Genomic DNA, 18,468 nt, shown 5'->3' with positions numbered 1-18,468 from the left:
GCGCATTCCACTTCGACACGCGTGAGGAATTCATGCGCGAGGCATTTCGCGTCCTCAAACCCGGAGGAACCATCGCGGTCGCCGACCCGAGCCGAAGGTCGATTTGATTCTCCAGCCCGCGCTTGGCGACGCGTTCCCGGCCCTTGTCGATGTGGACGGGGGTGATGTCGATGCCCGTGATCCGAGACACCTTGAAGCGATCGAGAAGAACAAAGTCTTGCTCGGCGAAACCGACGCCGACGTCGAGGACTTCATCGCCTGGTTTCAGCCCGGCGCGCGTTCCCAGCAGCTCGACCATCGCGACGCAAGCGTCGGGATAGGTGCGAGCCTCTTTCCAGTAACCGAGGTTGAGCCATAACGGCTTGGAGTCGTCGACGTACCCTTCATCCAGAAAGTCGATGGCGTCGTCTCCGAGGGTCGTGTAATAAGCTGCGGCAGATTTCTGTCGCAGCAGGCTGAAGGATCGGATAATTACCAAGAACCCCCAATAAATCGAAAGGGCAATTCGGCGCATTTTGTTCCTCCGGGGATTGTTGATGGGGTGTGCCGGGTGGCGTTTTCAAGCGGGCTAAAGCAGTCCGAGCAGTTGCAAGTCGGTTACGTATTTGAGGATGATCGCGGCCGAGACGTGAGGGATGTCCGGATCGTTCTTGTCTGGGCCGATTTTTGCTTCTTTCACCGCAGCACGGAATCGGTCGGTCGGCCCGAACGCCCCTCGGGTCGGCTCAGGAAGCTCGAACTGCTCGGAAGGACGCAACCGCAACATCTGCAGCACCGAGTGCTCGCGCTGTCGATCCGGCAGGGCACCTAGAGCGGCCTCGAACCGCTGCAACCACTCCCCAAAGTCAGCGATGCGCTGGATCGGGTAACCGGCCTCGATCAGCCAGTCGACATACTCGTCGGGCCCGATGCCGTCGTCGTGCGGGTTCATCACATGATAGGTCTGAAAGCCCGCTAAAGACGTGGCCACCTGGGCACCCAGCGTGGCGATGGCCTCGGCGATGAAACCGACGGGCAGCCCGTCAAAGTGCGCGCGTTGCCGGTTGCCCTCGGCGTCGAGCCGGAAGAACGAGCCGGGCGCGATGCCGGTGGCCACCAGGCTCAGCACCATCCGGGTGACCGTGTCCGACACGTTGAGCTGACCCGCGTATGTGGGGTCGGCCAGGATCACGTCGCAGCGAAACACTCCGACCGGCAGCCCGCACAGGTCGTGAGCCTCGCGCAGCAGCACCTCACCGGCCCACTTGCTGTTGGCGTAGCCGTTGCCGTAGCTGCCATCGTTCGTGCGGGTGGGGCTGATGACCCGGATGTCGGCATCCTCAGTGAACGCGGACGGATCGATCTGGGTTCTCACGTCGGAAGTCGACACGTAACTGTAGGGCTTGAGTTTCGTGGTGAGCGCGAACCGGATCAGCTCGGCGGTGCCCACGACGTTGGGCCCGAACAGCTCGCTGTAGGGAAAGACGCCGTTGACCAGGGCCGCGGGATCCATGATCAGATCAACGGTGTCGGCCAGCCGCTGCCAGGTCTGCTGGTCCAGCCCCAGGTAGGCTTCGCCCTTGTCGCCGGCGATGACCTCCAGATGATCGGCGGCCAGTTTCTGGAAGTGCCGCAGCAGTCCGGGGTCGCCGCTGTCGAAGGTCTTGTCGAGTCGACTCCTCGCTTCTTCATCAGTCTCGCCGCGCACCAGGCAGATCAGCTTGCCGTCGACCAGCTCCATCCGCTCCAGCCACTCGAGGGCCAGATACCGTCCGAGGAAGCCGGTCGCCCCGGTCAGCAGGACCGTCCGTACCTCGGCGCTCGGCCCCGGCAGCCCCGGCGCGGCGGCCAGCGTCGTGGCGTCGATGAACTTGTCCAGGGTGAGGTCGCGGGCGTGCACCTTGCTGGTGTCGTCCTCGTTTGCGGCGCCGTGCACGGACACAAAGCTGTCCCAGCTGGCACTTGTGCCCAACTGCTGGCTCAGGCCTCTCACCGATGGCGCGTAGAAGATGACGCCCACCGGAAGGTGGATATCAAGGGCTTTATTGATCTCGGCGATCACCCGCATCGCGGAAAGCGAATCCCCGCCAAGATCGAAGAACGAGTCGTCGACCCCGACGCGCTCGATCCCCAGCACCCGGGCGTAGATCCCGGCCAGGATCTCCTCGGTGGGGGTGGCCGGGGCCCGATACTCCCCAGCGGAGTACTCCGGTGCCGGCAGCAACCGTTTGTCGAGTTTGCCATTGACCGTCAGCGGCAACGCCTCTAGCACCACCACCGCGGCCGGAACCATGTAGGCCGGGAGTCGTTGGGCCAGCGCGACCCGGAGCTGGGCCGGGTCCGCTGTCCCGGTGACGTAGCCGACCATCCGTTTGTCGCCGGGGCGGTCCTCACGAGCGATCACCGCCGCCTGTTCCACCCCATCCAGCCCGGCCAGCGCGGCCTGAACTTCACCGAGCTCGATGCGATACCCGCGGATCTTGACCTGGTCATCCGCGCGCCCCAGATACCGCAGCCGCCCTTCAGCACCCCAACACACCAGATCTCCGGTGCGATACATACGTTGTCCCGCCGCGAACGGGCACGCCACAAACCGCGACCCCGTCAACGCCGCCCGCCGCCAATATCCGTACCCCACCCCGGCACCGGCCACATACAACTCCCCGACCACACCGGCTGGCACCCGCCGCAACCAGCGATCCAGCACCACAAAGCCAAGATGCGCCAATGGCACCCCGATTGGACTGGCAGTGCTATCGGCGTCACCGGCGACGATCTTCCGCACCGAGGCATGCACCGTCGTCTCGGTGATGCCATACATGTTGATCAAGCGCGGGAATCCAGGGTGGTTGTCAAACCACGTCCTAAGACGCTGCGGTTCTAGCGCTTCACCGCCAAACACCACCGTCTGCAGCTTGAGCTGATAATCCAACTCAGGTAATCGCGGTACGGACAAGCCGAGCCAGCGTGTCACCTGGCGTTCAAACGCCGTGCTCGAGCTTTGCCACCAGTGCTGCGTATCAACGTTCTGCAGCGCATAAAACGCCGAGGGGGTCTGGCTTAACACGCTGACCTCTTCGGTGACCAGCACCGCGTGCAAGTCTTCCGGTGAGCGGACCACCGAATCGGGCACCACCACCAACCGCCCACCGTGCAACAACGCACCGAAGATTTCCCACACCGAGAAGTCGAAGGCCAAAGAATGACACTGCGTCCACACCTGTCCCGGCGACAGCTCCAGTTCGGCCTCCAGCACCTCCAACAGCTGGGTCACGTTGTGATGGGGGATGGCCACGCCCTTGGGGACACCGGTGGTGCCGGAGGTGTAGATGAGGTACGCGATATCATCCGGACTCGGCGCCGACAGTGCGGCGCTGGGTTGGGTGTCAACAGCGGTGCCCTCAATATCACTGACATCGATGACCACCAGGTCATATCCGTCGAGCCGGTCGGCAAGCTCGGTGGTGGTGATCGCGGCGATCGGCGCGGCGTCGGCAACCATGAACTCCATCCGGGCCGCCGGCACCGCCGGGTCGATCGCCAGATAAGCCGCCCCGGTTTTCAGCACCGCTAAAACCGCCACGATGGCCTCGCCCGAACGGGAAAGCAGCAGCGCCACACGCTCGCCCGGGCCCGCACCCTGGCCGGCCAACAGATGCGCCAACCGGGTGACGGCTTCATCGAGCTCGCGGTATGTCATGGAGCGGCCTTCGAAGCTCAGCGCCACCGCCTCCGGGGTGCGGGCCACCTGCGCGGCGAACAACACCGGAATCGATGCACCGCTGGTTGCGGACTGGGTCAACACCGCCCGGTTGCCCCATCCATCCAGCCGGGCGTACTCAGGATCATCGAGCAGATCCACCGACGAGAGCCGCCGGGTGGGGTCGGCGGTCATCGCCACCATCACCTTCTGCAACCGTTCGATCAGCATCTCGATACTGGCCGCGTCGAAAACATCGGTGTCGTATCCGACGCGAAGACCCAGCTCGCTGCCCGGCGAGGCCTCCACCACTAACGGGTAGTGGTTGGCTACCCGGCCGGTGACATCGGTGATGGCCAACTCGTCGGCACCCGCCAACGCGCCGGTGTCGAACGGATAGTTCTCGTACACGAAAACGGTGTCGAACAGCTGCTGTTGACCGGTGACGCGGTGGATCTCCGCAAGCGCCAGATGCTGGTGCTCGAGTGTGTCGTTGTAGGCGCCTTGCAGCTGGTCGAGCAGCTGCGCGGTGGTGGTTGCCGCCGTGACGTTCGCCCGCACCGGCACAGTGTTGATCAACAGGCCCACCATCGATTCAGCACCGGCTACCTCGGCCGGCCGCCCCGAGACCGTAGTGCCGAAGGCGATATCGTGCTGACCGGTCAACCACATCAGCAGCTGCGCGAAGGCGCCCTGCAACACGGTGTTGACGGTGGTATGACACGAGCGCGCCAGCTCGCTAACGGCCCGCGTGATCTGCTCAGGCACCCGAAACACGGCATCGCCTCGCGGTCCTTGCTTTAACCGGCCCGGCGGGCCCACCAACGTGGGGGTGTCAAAACCGGCCAACACCTCACGCCAGGCCACGCGCGCGGCCTCCAGGTCACGACCGCGTAACCAGGTCACATACCGGCGATACGACCCGGCTGCGCCCAGCCGCTGCCCGCGATAACCGGCGAATATCTCGCCCAGCAGGATCGGCAGCGACCAGCCATCGAGCACGATGTGATGATTGGTCAGCACCAACCGGTGCCGATCCGCCGCAATGCGCAGTAAAGCCAGCCGAAAGGCCGGCTGATCGGCCAGATCGCAGACCGCGGCACGTTCGTCGGCGCACACCCGCGCGATCTGCTCCTCGACATCGACGTCATCGAGCTCAGGGCCACCGGCCAGGTCGACATACCGCCACCCCGGCACCGGATCGGCCGGGATGATCTGTACCGGCTCGTCGAACCGCTGGCAGAATCGGGCCACCAGGTTGGGATGCCGGGTGACCACCGCGTGCACCGCATCGCGCAGCCGCTGCGGGTCAAGCGGGCCGATCATGGTGAAAGCCAGCTGCGCCGCATACGCATCGTCGTCGTTGCCCTGCACGGTGCTGGCGTGGAACAGCAGACCCTGCTGCAAGGGAGTCAACGGCAGTATGTCGGCGATCTCATAGTGATGGTAAAGCTCATCGATCTGGTGTTGGCCCAGCCGGGCCGGCGCGATATCCGACGGGGTCAGCCCGCCCCCACCATTTCGCACATGTGCGCAGATACCGGACAGGGCCTCAAACCACAGCCGGCTCAGCCGGCTGACCTGCACGTGATCTAGTGCGGAGGGCGCCCATGTCCAGGTAGCGTGCAGCTGCGGACCGGCGTCGGTGTCGATGGTGACGGCGTTGACATCAACGGTGTGGATCAGCGGCATGGGTATCGCCATTGCCGCGCTGGTGACTGACGACCCGTCCTGGGAGATCTGCCAAAGATCTTCGTCCAGACCAGTCCCGGGGGCGCCCTGACGCCCAAAATAGTTGAACCCGATCGGCGGGTCAGACCCGTCCAGGTCAACATCGCTGTTCAGGTAACGCAGCACACCGTAACTCAGGCCGTCGGGAAGGGCGCGAAGCTGTTCTTTCGCGTCCTTGATCACCGTCCCCAGTGCGGCCTCACCGGTAACCACCTGCACCCAAGACAGCCCACCCATCGCCAACGACACCGGATATTTGGTGGTGAACCACCCCACGGTGCGGGACAGGTCAACATCGGCGGCCAGTTCCTCGGCGCGCCCGTGGCCCTCGACGTCGATGCCGATCGGCGCGCCGCCGTTGCTCGAAAACTCCGCCACCGCCAAGCCAAGCGAGATCAGCAGAATGTCGTGTATCCCGGCATGAAATGCCGCGGGCACCTCAGTCAAAAGCATGCGGGTCGTGTCAACATCATCCAGCGACACCGACAAGTGCCCGGCGCTTGCATAGGTATCCACCGCCGGCTGCACCGCGGGCAGCACGGCAGGGGTCGCCGCCACGTGCTTCCACATTTGTGCCTGGGCAACGACTTTCGAGGACCGGGCGTGTTCAGTGAGAAGCTCAGCCCACCGGGCAAAAGACGTCCCGGTCGGCGGCAACACCACCGGCTGCCCGCCGCGGTGCTGGGCCCAGGCGATGTTCAAGTCCTCCAACAAAATCCGCCACGACACCGCGTCGATGGCCAGATGATGAATGATCAACGCCAATTGGCGCGCCGAAGCCACCCACAGCGCGCTCACCATCACGCCGGCGGCCGGGTTCAACCGCGACCGCGCCCCCACCAACGCCGCATCGCACAATTCGTCCACCGATTGCAGGCACTCGCGGGCATCCACCGACCCCGCCTCGGGCACCGTCAACGACCACGCCCCAGCGTCGTCGTCGACGCGAAGTCGAAGCATGGCATGCCGATCCACCAAGGCCTGCAACACCGCTACCACGTCGGCCTCGGTCACCCCCGCGGGAGCCTGCACCACCATCGTCTGGTTGAACTGCTGCACCGGGCCATCGATGCTTCCGAGCCAACACATGATCGGGGTCGCTGGCAGCTGCCCAATGCCCTCATCGATCGCGTCAGCTTCACCGTCGGCCAAGGCGGCTACCCGGGCCAGCCCGGCCACAGTCTGCTCGACGAAAACATCGCGCGGCCGACACAGAACCCCGGCCGCGCGGGCCCGCGCCACCACCTGCATCGACAAAATGCTGTCGCCGCCCAGCTCGAAGAATGAGTCGTCGACTCCAACCCGGTCGAGCCCGAGGACTTGGGCGTAGGTGTGGGCCAGGATTTGTTCTACCGGGTTACTGGGGGCGCGGTATTGGCCGGTGGTGTGTTCAGGTGCCGGCAGGGCGTGGGTGTCGAGTTTGCCGGTGGGGGTGAGGGGCAGCGTTTCGAGTGCGACGACTGCGGCGGGGATCATGTAGGCGGGGAGCTGTTGGGCCAGGGCGGCGCGTGCTTGAGTGGGGTTTGCGGTGCCGGTGATGTAGCCGATGAGGCGCTTGGCGCCGGGGTGGTCTTCGCGGGTGATCACCGCGGCGTGCTCGACTCCGTCCAGTGCGGCCAGGGCGGTCTGGATTTCGCCGAGTTCGATGCGGTAGCCGCGGATGTTGACTTGTTGATCGGCGCGCCCGACGTATTGCAGCTGCCCGTCGGGACGCCAGCGCACCAGATCCCCGGTGCGATACATCCGTGTTCCGGGCGCCCCGAAGGGGCAGGCCACAAACCGCGAGGCCGTTAGGGGACTGCGCCGCAGATAACCGAGCCCGACGCCGGCGCCGGCCACATATAGCTCGCCGAGCACCCCGATCGGTACCGGGTGTAACCACCCGTCGAGCACGAACAGCGCCGCGGTGGGCACCGGCGCGCCGATCGGCGGGGCGCCGGCCCCGGCGGTCAACGGCGCCGTCCTGGCCGCACATATCGTGGTCTCGGTGGGGCCGTAGGCGTTGACCATCCTGCGGTGCGGCGCCCACTGGTTGACGACCTCGGCCGGGCAGGGCTCACCGGCCACCAGCAGCGCCATCGACTCCAGTCCCTGCGGCGACAGCGTCGCCACCGCCGACGGGGTTTGACTCAAGACGCTGACCCGCTCGGCGAGTAGCAGGGCGTGGAGGTCGTGTGCTGAGCTGGCCACCGACTCGGGCACCACCACCAGGCGTCCACCGTGGAGCAGCGCACCCCAGATCTCTTCAACGGAGGCGTCGAAGGCCAGCGAATGCCACTGCGCCCACACCTGTTCCGGTGTCGCCCAGGTGTCTAGTGATGTCAGCAGCCGGGTCACGTTGTGGTGGGTGATGGCCACCCCTTTGGGCACACCGGTGGTGCCCGAGGTGTAGATCAGGTACGCGATATCGGCGGGATCGGGCCCCGGCAAGGCGGTGCTGGGTTGGGTGGCGATGGCGGGATCGCCGACCTCGATGACCGCCACGTCGCACCCGTTAAGCCGCGGGCGCAGTTCGGCGGTGGTGAGCGCGGTGATCGGCGCGCCATCGGCGATCATGAACTCGATCCGCGCCGCCGGCAGCGCCGGGTCGATCGGCAGGTAGGCCGCCCCGGTTTTCAGGACCGCCAGCATCGCGACGATCGCCTCGGCTGAACGCGAAAACAGCAGCGCCACACACTGTCGCGGGCCCACGCCATGGCCGGCCAGCAGATGCGCCAACCGGTTGGCGGCTTGGTCGAGTTCGCGATAGGTCCACGAACGCTCACCGCAGCTGATCGCGACCGCCTCCGGGCAGCCGGTCACGTGTTGGGCGAACGCCTCTGGAATCGACACCGCGGCAGGCGCGGGCCGGGTCAACACCGCGCGCTGTCCGAACTCCTCGAGCCGGGCCTGCTCACCCTCATCGAGCAGATCCACCGACGCGACCCGCCGCCCCGGATCAGCAACCATTGCCACCAACACCCGCAACAACCGTGCGATCAACACCTCAACGGTGCCCAGATCGAACACATCGGTGCGGAACTCCACCGCTCCGCCGATCCCGGCGGGCTCACCGGCCTCACTGAAGCGTTCGGCCAATGAAAACGCCAAATCCATACGGGCAGTGCGGGTGTCGATCGGCAGCGACCTAACCTGCAGATCACCCAGTGTCAGGTTCGCGGGCTCGTTGTTCTGCCAGGCCAACGCCACTTGCACTAGCGGGTGATGGGTCAGGTTCCGCGTCGGGTTGAGTCGCTCCACAAGCACTTCGAAGGGCACGTCTTGGTGTTCGTAGGCGGCCAGGCTGCGCTGGCGCACCTGGGCCAGCAGCTCTGCGACAGTCTGATCACCTGTCAGATCGACTCGCAGCACCAAGGTGTTGACGAAAAAACCCACCAACTCATCGAGCGCTGGGTCATTACGCCCGGCGATCGGGAACCCCACCGCCACATCGGAACTGGCGCTGATCTTCGACAACAGCACCGCCAGGCCGGCCTGCATCACCATGAAACTGGTCGCATTGTGCTCGCGGGCCACCCGAGCAATCTGCTGCTGCAACTCCGCCGGCCAGTCCACCATCACACTGGCGCCGCGCTGATCGGCGACCGGCGGATAGGGCCGATCGGTGGGCAGCTGCAGCCGTTCGGGTAGCCCGGCCAGCGCCTGCTCCCAATAGGCCAGCTGCGCGGCGATGCGGCTATCGCCATCGGCCAGATCACCAAGCTGCGCGCGCTGCCACAGCGTGTAATCGATGTACTGCACCGGCAGCGGCGGCCAGTCGGGCGCCAGGCCAGCACACCGGCGGGCATAGGCCACCCCCAGATCGGCCACCAGCGGGGTGACCGACCAGCCGTCAGCGGCGATATGGTGCACCACGGCCACCAGCACGTGTTCGTCATCGGCCAGTCGGAAAAGTGTTGTCCGCAAAGGGATCTCAGTGGACAAATCAAAATTATGTTGCGCCACAGAGCGGATCGCCTCACCCAGCCGATCCGTCGACCAGCCGCCGGCGTCGACAACGTCCCAATGCGCATCAGCATGCTCGGCAGAAACGACCAGCTGCTGTGGAATCCCATCAGGTGCCACAAACAGCGTGCGCAGCGTCTCTTGCCGGCCCACCACGTCGGCCAACGCCGCACCCAGAGCCTCGGCATCAAGGAGCCCGCGCAACCGCAACGCCGCCGCCATGTTGTAAACGGGGGAGGGACCCTGCAATTGGTCGAGGAACCACAACCGCTGCTGGGCGAACGACAACGGCACCACCGCAGGCCGCTCGGCCGGCACCAATGGCTCAAGCCGACGTGAACCCACGCCGATGCGTGGGGCCAGCTGAGCCACCGTGGGCGCTTCGAAGACGGTACGCACCGAAAGATTGGCATCCAGGCCGGTGTTGATCGCAGCGATCAGGCGCATCGCCGACAGCGAATCCCCGCCCAGGTCGAAGAAGGAGTCATCGATTCCGACCCGTTCCATCCCGAGTACCTGGGCATAGATGCCGGCCAGAATCTCCTCCACCTGGGTGGCCGCGTTGCGAAATCCGTTGCCGGAGTATTCCGGTGTCGGGAGGGCGCGGGTGTCGAGTTTCCCGCTCGGGGTCAGCGGCAGCGTCTCGATGGCCATGACCGTGGCCGGCACCATGTACGCCGGAAGCCGGTCGGCCAGCGCGGCGCGCGCCTCGACCGGGTCTGCGGTCCCGGTGAAATAGCCGACCAGCCGCTTATCGCCGGGGCGGTCCTCGCGGGTGATGACGACCGCCTGCTCGACTCCGTCCAGCTCGATGAGGGCTGCCTGGATCTCACCGAGTTCGATGCGGTAGCCGCGAATTTTGACCTGCTCGTCGGCGCGCCCGAGGTAGTGCAGCTGGCCATCGGCCCGCCACCGCACCAGATCCCCGGTGCGATACATCCGCGCTCCAGGCACTCCGAAGGGACACGCGATGAACCGCGATCCGGTCAACCCGGCCCTACCGAGGTACCCGACGCCGACGCCGGCACCGGCCACATACAACTCGCCGACCACCCCGATCGGCACCGGACGCAACCACCCGTCCAGCACGAACACCGCCGCGGTCGGCACCGGCGCACCGATCGGCGGCGTCCCCACTCCCGCCGCCAACGCACTCATCGACGCGTACACCGTTGTCTCGGTTGGGCCGTAGGCGTTGATCACCACTCGCCCCGGCGCCCACCGGTCGACCACCTCGGCCGGACACGCCTCACCGCCGAGCAGCAATGCCACCGACTCCAGCCCGTCGGCCGGCAGGGCTACCACCGCCGACGGCGTCTGGGTCAACACGTTGACCCGTTCGCTGAGCAGCATGGCGTGAAAGTCCTGCGGTGAGTTCACCACCGAATCGGGCACCACCACCAACCGGCCGCCGGTGAGCAGCGCGGCCCAGATCTCCCACACCGAGAAGTCGAACGCATATGAATGGCACTGTGTCCAAACCTGTTTCGACGGCAGATGTACGGGCTGCGAATGCGCCAGATGGGTCAGATTGTGGTGGCTGATCGCCACGCCTTTGGGCACGCCGGTGGTGCCCGAGGTGTAGATCAGGTAAGCGATATGGCCGGGATCCGGCGTGGGCAATGCCGTGCTCGGTTGGGCATCGACGCCTGGGTCGTTGACGTCGATGGTTAGCAGGTCGTGGGCGGCTATTCGGCCACCCAGGTCGGTGGTGCTGATGACGGCCACGGGCGCGGCATCCGCCATCATGAAATCGATCCGCGCGCCCGGCAACGCCGGGTCGATGGCCAGATACGTCGCGCCGGTCTTCAACACCGCCAGCATCGCGACGATGGCCGAGGGCGAACGTTCCAACAGCAAGGCCACCCGCTGCCCGGCGCTGACCCCATGGCCAATCAGGTAGTGCGCCAACCGGTTAGCGGCCTCCTCGAGTTCCCGATAGGTCATCGAGCGGCCCTCGAAGGTCACCGCCACCGCCTCCGGGGCGCGGGCCACCTGTTCAGCGAACAGCGCCGGAACCGACACCGGCGGCGGCCCCGATCGGGTCAGCGCGGCGCGGTTGCCGACGGCGTCCAACCGGGCAACCTCACTGGCGTCGAGCAGATCGATCGACGACAGCCGCCGGTCCGGGTCGGCGGTCATCGCCACCAGCACCCGCTGGAACCGGTCGATCAGCGCCTGAATGCTGTCGGCGTCGAACACGTCGGTGTCGTACTCGGCGCGCAGCCCAAGTTCTCGGCCCGGCGTGGCTTGCACTGTCAGGGGGTAGTGGTTGTACTCGCGGCCGGTGAACTCGGTGATAGCCAGCTGGTGGTCGCCGCCGGCCAGGGCCGCGGTGTCGACGGGATAGTTTTCCAACACGAACAAGGTGTCGAACAGCTTGTCCTGACCGGTGATTCGGTGAATTTCGCTGAGTGCCAAATGCTGGTGTTCCAGCGTGTCCGCGTAGGCCGTCTGCATCTGGTCCAGCAGGTCGGCGGTGGTGCTGGCCGGTGTGATGCGCGCCCGCACCGGCACGGTGTTGATGAACAGGCCGACCATCGATTCCGCACCGGCCAGCTCGGCCGGCCTACCCGAGACCGCGGTGCCGAACGCGACATCGTGCTGGCCGGTCAGCCAGGTCAGCAGTTGCGCAAAACCCGCTTGCAGCACGGTGTTGACGGTGGTGTGGTGCGCGCGGGCCAACTCGCCCAGTGCGTGGGTGGTGTGGGCGGACAGCCGCGATGAGACCACCCCGCGCCGCCCGAGCCCTAACCGATCCGGCGGGCCGACCAGGGTGGGCGTATCGAAGCCGGCCAACACCGAACGCCAAGCGCTGTGGGCGGCTTCCATGTCACGTGCGGCCAGCCAGGAGGCAAACGCCCGATACGACGCGGCCGCGGGCAGCCGCTGCCCGTAGTAGGCGGAAAAGATTTCCTGCAACAGGATCGGCATCGACCAACCATCGAGGACGATGTGGTGATTGGTCAGCACCAACCGGTACTGCTCGGATGCGGTGCGGATGACGGCCACCCGAAAGGCCGGCCCCGCGGCCAGATCGCACACCGCGGCACGTTCGCTTGCACAAATGTGCTGGATCTCGTCGATGTCGGCGTCGCCGGCGGCATCGAGTTCGATATACCGCCATCCGGGCGCTGGATCGGCCGGGATGATCTGCACCGGCTCGCCGAAGCGTTCGAAGAAGCGGGCCGCCAGGTGGGGATGCCGGTTGATCGCGGTCTGTACGGCGTCGCGCAACCGGTCGGGGTCGAGCGTGCCGGTCACGGTGATGTCTAGCTGAGACGCATAAACGTCGTCGCCGTGCCCCTGTGCGGTGCTGGCATGAAAGAACAGTCCCTGCTGTAAGGGAGTCAACGGCAAAACGTCAGCGATCCGCATATTGGCGCTCCAGCTCGTCGATCTGTTGCTGGCTCAGTCCGGCAAGTGCGATGTCCGACGGGGTCAGGCCGCCGCCACCGCCGCGCACATGGGCGCAGATGCCGGCGAGGGCGTCGAACCAGAGTTGGGCCAGGCGGTTGATGTGGGTGTGGTCTAGTGCCGAGGGCGCCCAGGTCCAGGTGGCGTGCAGCAGGGGACCGGTGTCGGTGTCTCGGATGGCGGCGTTGAGCTCCACGCTGTGCCCAAGCGGCATGGGTATGGCCGCGGCCGCCGCGGCCGCCGACACGCCGTCGGGGCTGATCCGCCACAGCTCCTCGGAAAGCTCGGTGGCCGCGGCCCCTAGCCGTCCTAGATAGTTGAATCCGATCGGTGGGTCTTGGTGGGGCAGCTCGCCGTCGGGGTTCAGATACCGCAGCAGTCCGTAGGACAGTGGGTCGGGCAGGGCGCGGAGCTGTTCTTTGGCGTCCTTGATCACCGCGCCCAAAGTGGCTGCGCCCACGAGGATTTGCGCCCAGGGCAGCCCCGCCATGGTCAGTGACACCGGGTATTTGGTGGTGAACCATCCCACGGTGCGGGACAGGTCGACCTCGGCGGCCAGTTCCTCGTGGCGGCCGTGGCCTTCGACGTCGATGCCGATCTGGGTGGTGCCGAAGAACTCCGCGAGCGCCATCCCGAACGCGATCAACAAGATGTCCTGAATGCCGGCGTGAAACGCTGCGGGCACCTCGGCGAGCAGGATTTCGGTGGTCCCGGTGTCCAGCTGTACCGACAACTGCCCGGCACTGGCGTAGGTATCGACAGTGGGTTGCGGCGCCGGCAATAGCGCCGGCGCGGCGGCCACCTGCCGCCATGGCCTGGCAAGGTCGACCACCGTCGCGGCGCGCGCGTGTTCGGCGAGCAGCGCCGACCATCGCGCGAACGAGGTGCCGCCTGCCGGCAGGTCGATCGGTTGGCCGCTGTGGTATTGAGCCCAGGCAATGTTGAGGTCTTCCAACAGGATTCGCCAGGACACCCCGTCGATGGCCAGGTGGTGAACGATCACCGCCAATTCGCCGGTGTCGGCCACCCACAAGGCGCTGAGCATGGCGCCGGTGTCGGGGTTGAGCCGGGCCCGGGCCGTCGCCAAGGCCTCAGCCGAGAGCGCGTCGACCCGTTGCAGAGTCGCGGCCGCGTCCACCGCACCGGCCTCGGGCACCCACAGCGACCAGCCCCCGGCGCCGTCGCCGTCCACGCGCAGCCGCAACATCGCATGCCGGTCCAGCAACGCCTGCAACACCGCCACGACGTCAGACTCGGTGACTCCCAACGGCGCTCGCACTATCGCCGTCTGATTGAACTCCTCGATCGGGCCGTCCACGGATTGCAGCCAGCGCATGATCGGCGTCGCGGTCACCGTCCCGATACCCGTGTCGTCCGGTCTATCCGCTTCGTCGGCGACCGTGGCCACCCGGGCCAGCCGGGCCACGGTCTGCTCGACGAAGACGTCGCGCGGCCGACACAGCACCCCGGCCGCCCGGGCCCGCGCCACCACCTGCATCGACAGGATGCTGTCGCCACCCAAGTCGAAGAAGGAGTCATCGACACCGACCCGGTCTACGCCGAGCACGTCGGCGTAGATGCCGGCCAGAATCTCCTCAACCGGGTCACTCGCGGCGCGATACCCGGCGACGGCGTATTCCGGTGCGGGCAGGGCGCGGGTGTCGAGTTTGCCGTTGGGGGTCAGTGGCAGCGCCTCGATGACCACTACCGCCGCCGGGACCATGTAGGCGGGGAGCCGCTCGGCCAGGGCGGTCCGCGCCTGGGTGGGGTTGGCGGTGCCGGTGATGTAGCCGACTAGGCGTTTGTCGCCGGGGCGGTCTTCGCGGGCGATGACGACGGCTTGGTCGACGCCGTCCAATGTGCTTAGCGCGGTTTGGATTTCGCCGAGTTCGATGCGGTAGCCGCGGATCTTGACCTGTTCGTCGGCGCGCCCCAGATATTGCAGCTGCCCATCGGGCCCCCAGCGGACCAGATCTCCGGTGCGATACATCCGTGACCCCGGCTCGCCGAACGGGCACGCGACGAAGCGTGACCCGGTCAACCCGGCCCGCCCGAGATAGCCGACCCCCACACCGGCGCCCGCCACATACAGCTCGCCGATCACCCCGGCGGGCACCGGATGCAACCACCCGTCCAGCACAAACAACCCCGCCTCGGCGACCGGCACACCGATGGGCACTACCCCGGCACCCACCGCCAATGGGGTGCTGATCGCCACACACATCGTGGTCTCGGTGGGGCCATAGGCGTTGACCATCACCCGGCCCGGCGCCCAGCGGTCCACCACCTCAGTCGAGCTGGCCTCACCGACTATCACCACCGCTGTCGACTGCAACCCCTGCGGGGACAACATGGCCAACGCCGAGGGGGTCTGGGTCAGCACGCTGACCTGTTCAGCGACCAGCAGCTGGTGGAAGTCCTCCGGCGAGCCGGCCACCGGTTCGGGCACCACCACCACGCGCCCACCGCGCAGTAGCGGACCGAAGATCTCCCACACCGAGACGTCGAAGGCCAACGAGTGACTATGCGTCCACACGCCCGGTACGGGCAGCCCGGCGTCCAGTGATGCCAATAGCTGGGTCACGTTGTGATGAGTGATGGCAACGCCTTTGGGCACACCGGTGGTGCCCGAGGTGTAGATCAGGTAGGCGAGGTTGTCCGGGCCCGGCGCCGGCAGTGCGGTGCTGGGGTAGGTGGGAATGCGGGGATCGTCGGCCTCGATGACCGGCACGTCAAACCCGTCGAGTCGCCCCGAAAGCTCGGTGGTGGTGAGCACCGCCGCCGGTGCGGCGTCGCTGAGCACGAACCGCATCCGCGCCGCGGGGACCGCCGGGTCGATCGCCAAGTACGCCGCCCCGGTCTTGAGCACGGCCAGGATCGCCACGATCGCCTCGGCCGAGCGGGAAAACAGCAGCGCCACAAAACGACCCGGGCCCACGGCGTGGGCCGCCAACATATGCGTCAACCGGTTCGCGGCCTGATCAAGCTCGCGGTAGGTCATCGACTGGCCCTCGGCGGTGACCGCCACGGCCCCTGGTGTGCGGGCCACGTGTTCGGCGAACAACATCGGTATGGACGTCCTTGGGCCGGCCGGCCGGGCCAACGCCGCCCGGTTGCCCAGCTCTGCCAGCCGGGCATGCTCAGGCTCGTCGAGCAGGTCGATCGATGACAACGTGCGGTTGGGGTCGGCGGTCATGGCCACCAACACCCGCTGCCACCGGGCGATGAACGCCTCGATGGTGTCGGGGTCGAAGACATCGGTGCGGAACTCGACCGCCCCGCTTATTCCGGCGGGCGCACCGGCCCGGGTCCAGCGTTCGGACAGTGAGAGTGTCAGGTCCATGCGAGCGGTCTGGGTGTTCACCGGTAACGAGGCGACCTCCAGATCACCCAGGCCCAGCTCGGCGGCCGGGTCCCCGGCGAAGTTCTGCCAGGCCAACACGACCTGCACGAGTGGGTGATGGGTCAGGTTGCGGGTCGGATTCAGCCGGTCCACAAGGACTTCGAAAGGCACGTCTTGGTTTTCGTAGGCGGCCAGGCTGCGGGCTCGCACCTGGGCCAGCACCTCGGCCACGGTGGGATCACCGCTCACGTCGACGCGCAGCACCAAGGTGTTGACGAAGAACCCCACCAACTCGTCGAGCGCGGGATCACGCCGCCCCGCGATCGGAAAACCCACCGCCACATCGGAACTGGCACTGAGCTTGGCCAGCAGCACCGCCAAAGCGGCTTGCACCACCATAAAACTGGTGGCGTTGTGCTCGGCGGCGACGGCGGCCACTCGCTGTTGCACCGCTGCGGGCCACTCCAGCGCTACACTGGCGCCTCGCTGATCGGCGACCAGCGGATAGGGTCGATCGGTGGGCAACTGCAGCCGCTCGGGCAGCCCGGCCAGCTCCCGCTCCCAATTGGCCAGCTGCGCACCGATGCGACTGTGGGTGTCGGCCAGATCGCCGAATTGGGCGCGCTGCCACAGCGTGTAGTCGACGTACTGCACCGGCAGGGGCGTCCACTGCGGGGCTTGCCCGCTGCACCGGGCCGCATAGGCCACCCCCAGATCGCGTGCCAGCGGGGTTATCGACCAGCCGTCGGCGGCGATGTGATGGACCACCGTCACCAGCACGTGTTCGTCCGTGGCGAGACGGAAAAGCGTTGCCCGCACTGGGATTTCGGTTGCCAAGTCGAAGGGATGGCGCGCCGCGTCCTGCACGGCATCGTCTATCCGGGTGGGACCCCAGCTGCCGGCTTCAACGATCTGCCAATCCAGCTCAACCCGCTCGACCGGGAGCACCAGCTGCTTAGGAATCCCCTCGGGGGCGACGACCAGGGTGCGCAGGCTCTCGTGGCGGGCCACCACGTCGGCTAGTGCGGCGCCCAACGCCTCGGCATCGAGGTCCCCGCCCAACCGCAGCGCCACCGCGATGTTGTAGACGGGCGAGGGGCCTTGTAACTGATCGAGGAACCACAACCGGGACTGGGCAAACGACAACGGCACGTTCTGCGGACGGGCGCCGGCCACCAACGGCTCCAACCCGCCTCCGCCGATACCGATACGCGGGGCCAGCTGAGCCACCGTGGGCGCGTCGAAGACGGTACGCACCGAAAGGTCGGCGTCCAAGCCGGCGTTGATCGCCGCGATCAGGCGCATCGCCAAGATGCTGTCGCCGCCCAAATCGAAGAACGAGTCGTCGACACCTATCCGCCGCACACCGAGCACATCGGCGTAGATATCGACCAGGATCTCCTCGACCGGATCGCCCGGGACGCGATAGCCGCTCCCGGTGTATTCCGGAGCGGGTAGGGCGCGGGTGTCGAGTTTGCCGTTGGGGGTGATGGGGAGAGCGTCGAGCGCTACCACCACGGCCGGCACCATGTAGGCCGGGAGGCGATCGGCCAGGGCGGTCCGCGCCTGAGCTGGGTCTGCGCTGCCGGTGATGTAGCCGACCAGGCGTTTGTCGCCGGGGCGGTCTTCGCGGGCGATGACGACGGTCTGGTCGACGCCGTCCAATGCTGTTAGTGCGGTTTGAATTTCGCCGAGTTCGACGCGGTAGCCGCGGATCTTGACCTGTTCGTCGGCGCGCCCGAGGTAGTGCAGTTGCCCGTCGGGACCCCAGCGCACCAGGTCCCCGGTGCGATACATCCGTGACCCCGGGCCGCCGAACGGACAGGCCACGAATCGCGAAGCAGTTAAAGGACTTTGGCGCACATACCCGACAGCGACGCCGCCGCCGGCCACATACAATTCACCGACCATCCCGATCGGCACCGGGCGCAGCCACCCGTCCAACACAAACAACGCCGCGGTGGGCACCGGCGCACCGATCGGTGGCGCACCCGCCCCGGCCGTCAACGGCGCAGTCCTGGACGCGATGTCATTGCTGGTGGCCGGTGAGGCGTGTCCGGCCGAGGTGGTCGATCGGTGGGCGCCGGGTCGGGTCATGGTCAACGCCTACGGTCCGACCGAGACCACCGTGTGTGCGTCCAGGACTGCGCCGTTGACGGCCGGGGCGGGTGCGCCACCGATCGGTGCGCCGGTGCCCACCGCGGCGTTGTTTGTGTTGGACGGGTGGCTGCGCCCGGTGCCGATCGGGATGGTCGGTGAATTGTATGTGGCCGGCGGCGGCGTCGCTGTCGGGTATGTGCGCCAAAGTCCTTTAACTGCTTCGCGATTCGTGGCCTGTCCGTTCGGCGGCCCG

General features: G+C 66.7%; 2 protein-coding genes and 3 pseudogenes. 2 read left to right on the top strand and 3 right to left on the bottom strand.

Features of this window, described 5'->3' with window-relative positions; genetic code table 11:
- The first annotated feature begins 32 nt into the window (after positions 1 to 32).
- Positions 33 to 107 carry a hypothetical protein gene (locus tag A5625_RS30710; protein ID WP_369829983.1) on the top strand — a complete coding sequence of 25 codons (75 nt, stop codon included), beginning with the start codon at positions 33 to 35 and terminating at the stop codon, positions 105 to 107.
- A 23-nt stretch (positions 108 to 130) separates the two neighbouring features.
- On the opposite strand, the pseudogene A5625_RS30705 reads toward A5625_RS30710, so the two are convergent.
- The 3 genes and pseudogenes from A5625_RS30705 to A5625_RS30700 form a co-directional block, all read right to left on the bottom strand.
- Positions 131 to 298: pseudogene (locus A5625_RS30705) on the bottom strand (hypothetical protein); the annotation flags it as partial.
- A gap of 270 nt (positions 299 to 568) precedes the next feature.
- Complete coding sequence (locus tag A5625_RS29505) at positions 569 to 12,733, bottom strand: non-ribosomal peptide synthetase (protein ID WP_066989838.1); 12,165 nt, start codon at positions 12,731 to 12,733, stop codon at positions 569 to 571.
- A pseudogene (locus tag A5625_RS30700) lies at positions 12,720 to 18,137 on the bottom strand (amino acid adenylation domain-containing protein); the annotation flags it as partial. The gene A5625_RS29505 and the pseudogene A5625_RS30700, both read right to left, overlap by 14 nt.
- Before the next feature lie 10 nt (positions 18,138 to 18,147).
- On the opposite strand from A5625_RS30700, the pseudogene A5625_RS05415 reads away from it, so the two are divergent.
- Positions 18,148 to 18,468: pseudogene (locus A5625_RS05415) on the top strand (AMP-binding protein); the annotation flags it as partial.

It is taken from the genome of Mycobacterium sp. 1465703.0 (assembly GCF_001672975.1).
Taxonomy (GTDB): domain Bacteria; phylum Actinomycetota; class Actinomycetes; order Mycobacteriales; family Mycobacteriaceae; genus Mycobacterium.
This window is presented reverse-complemented; position numbering and strand designations above follow the sequence as displayed.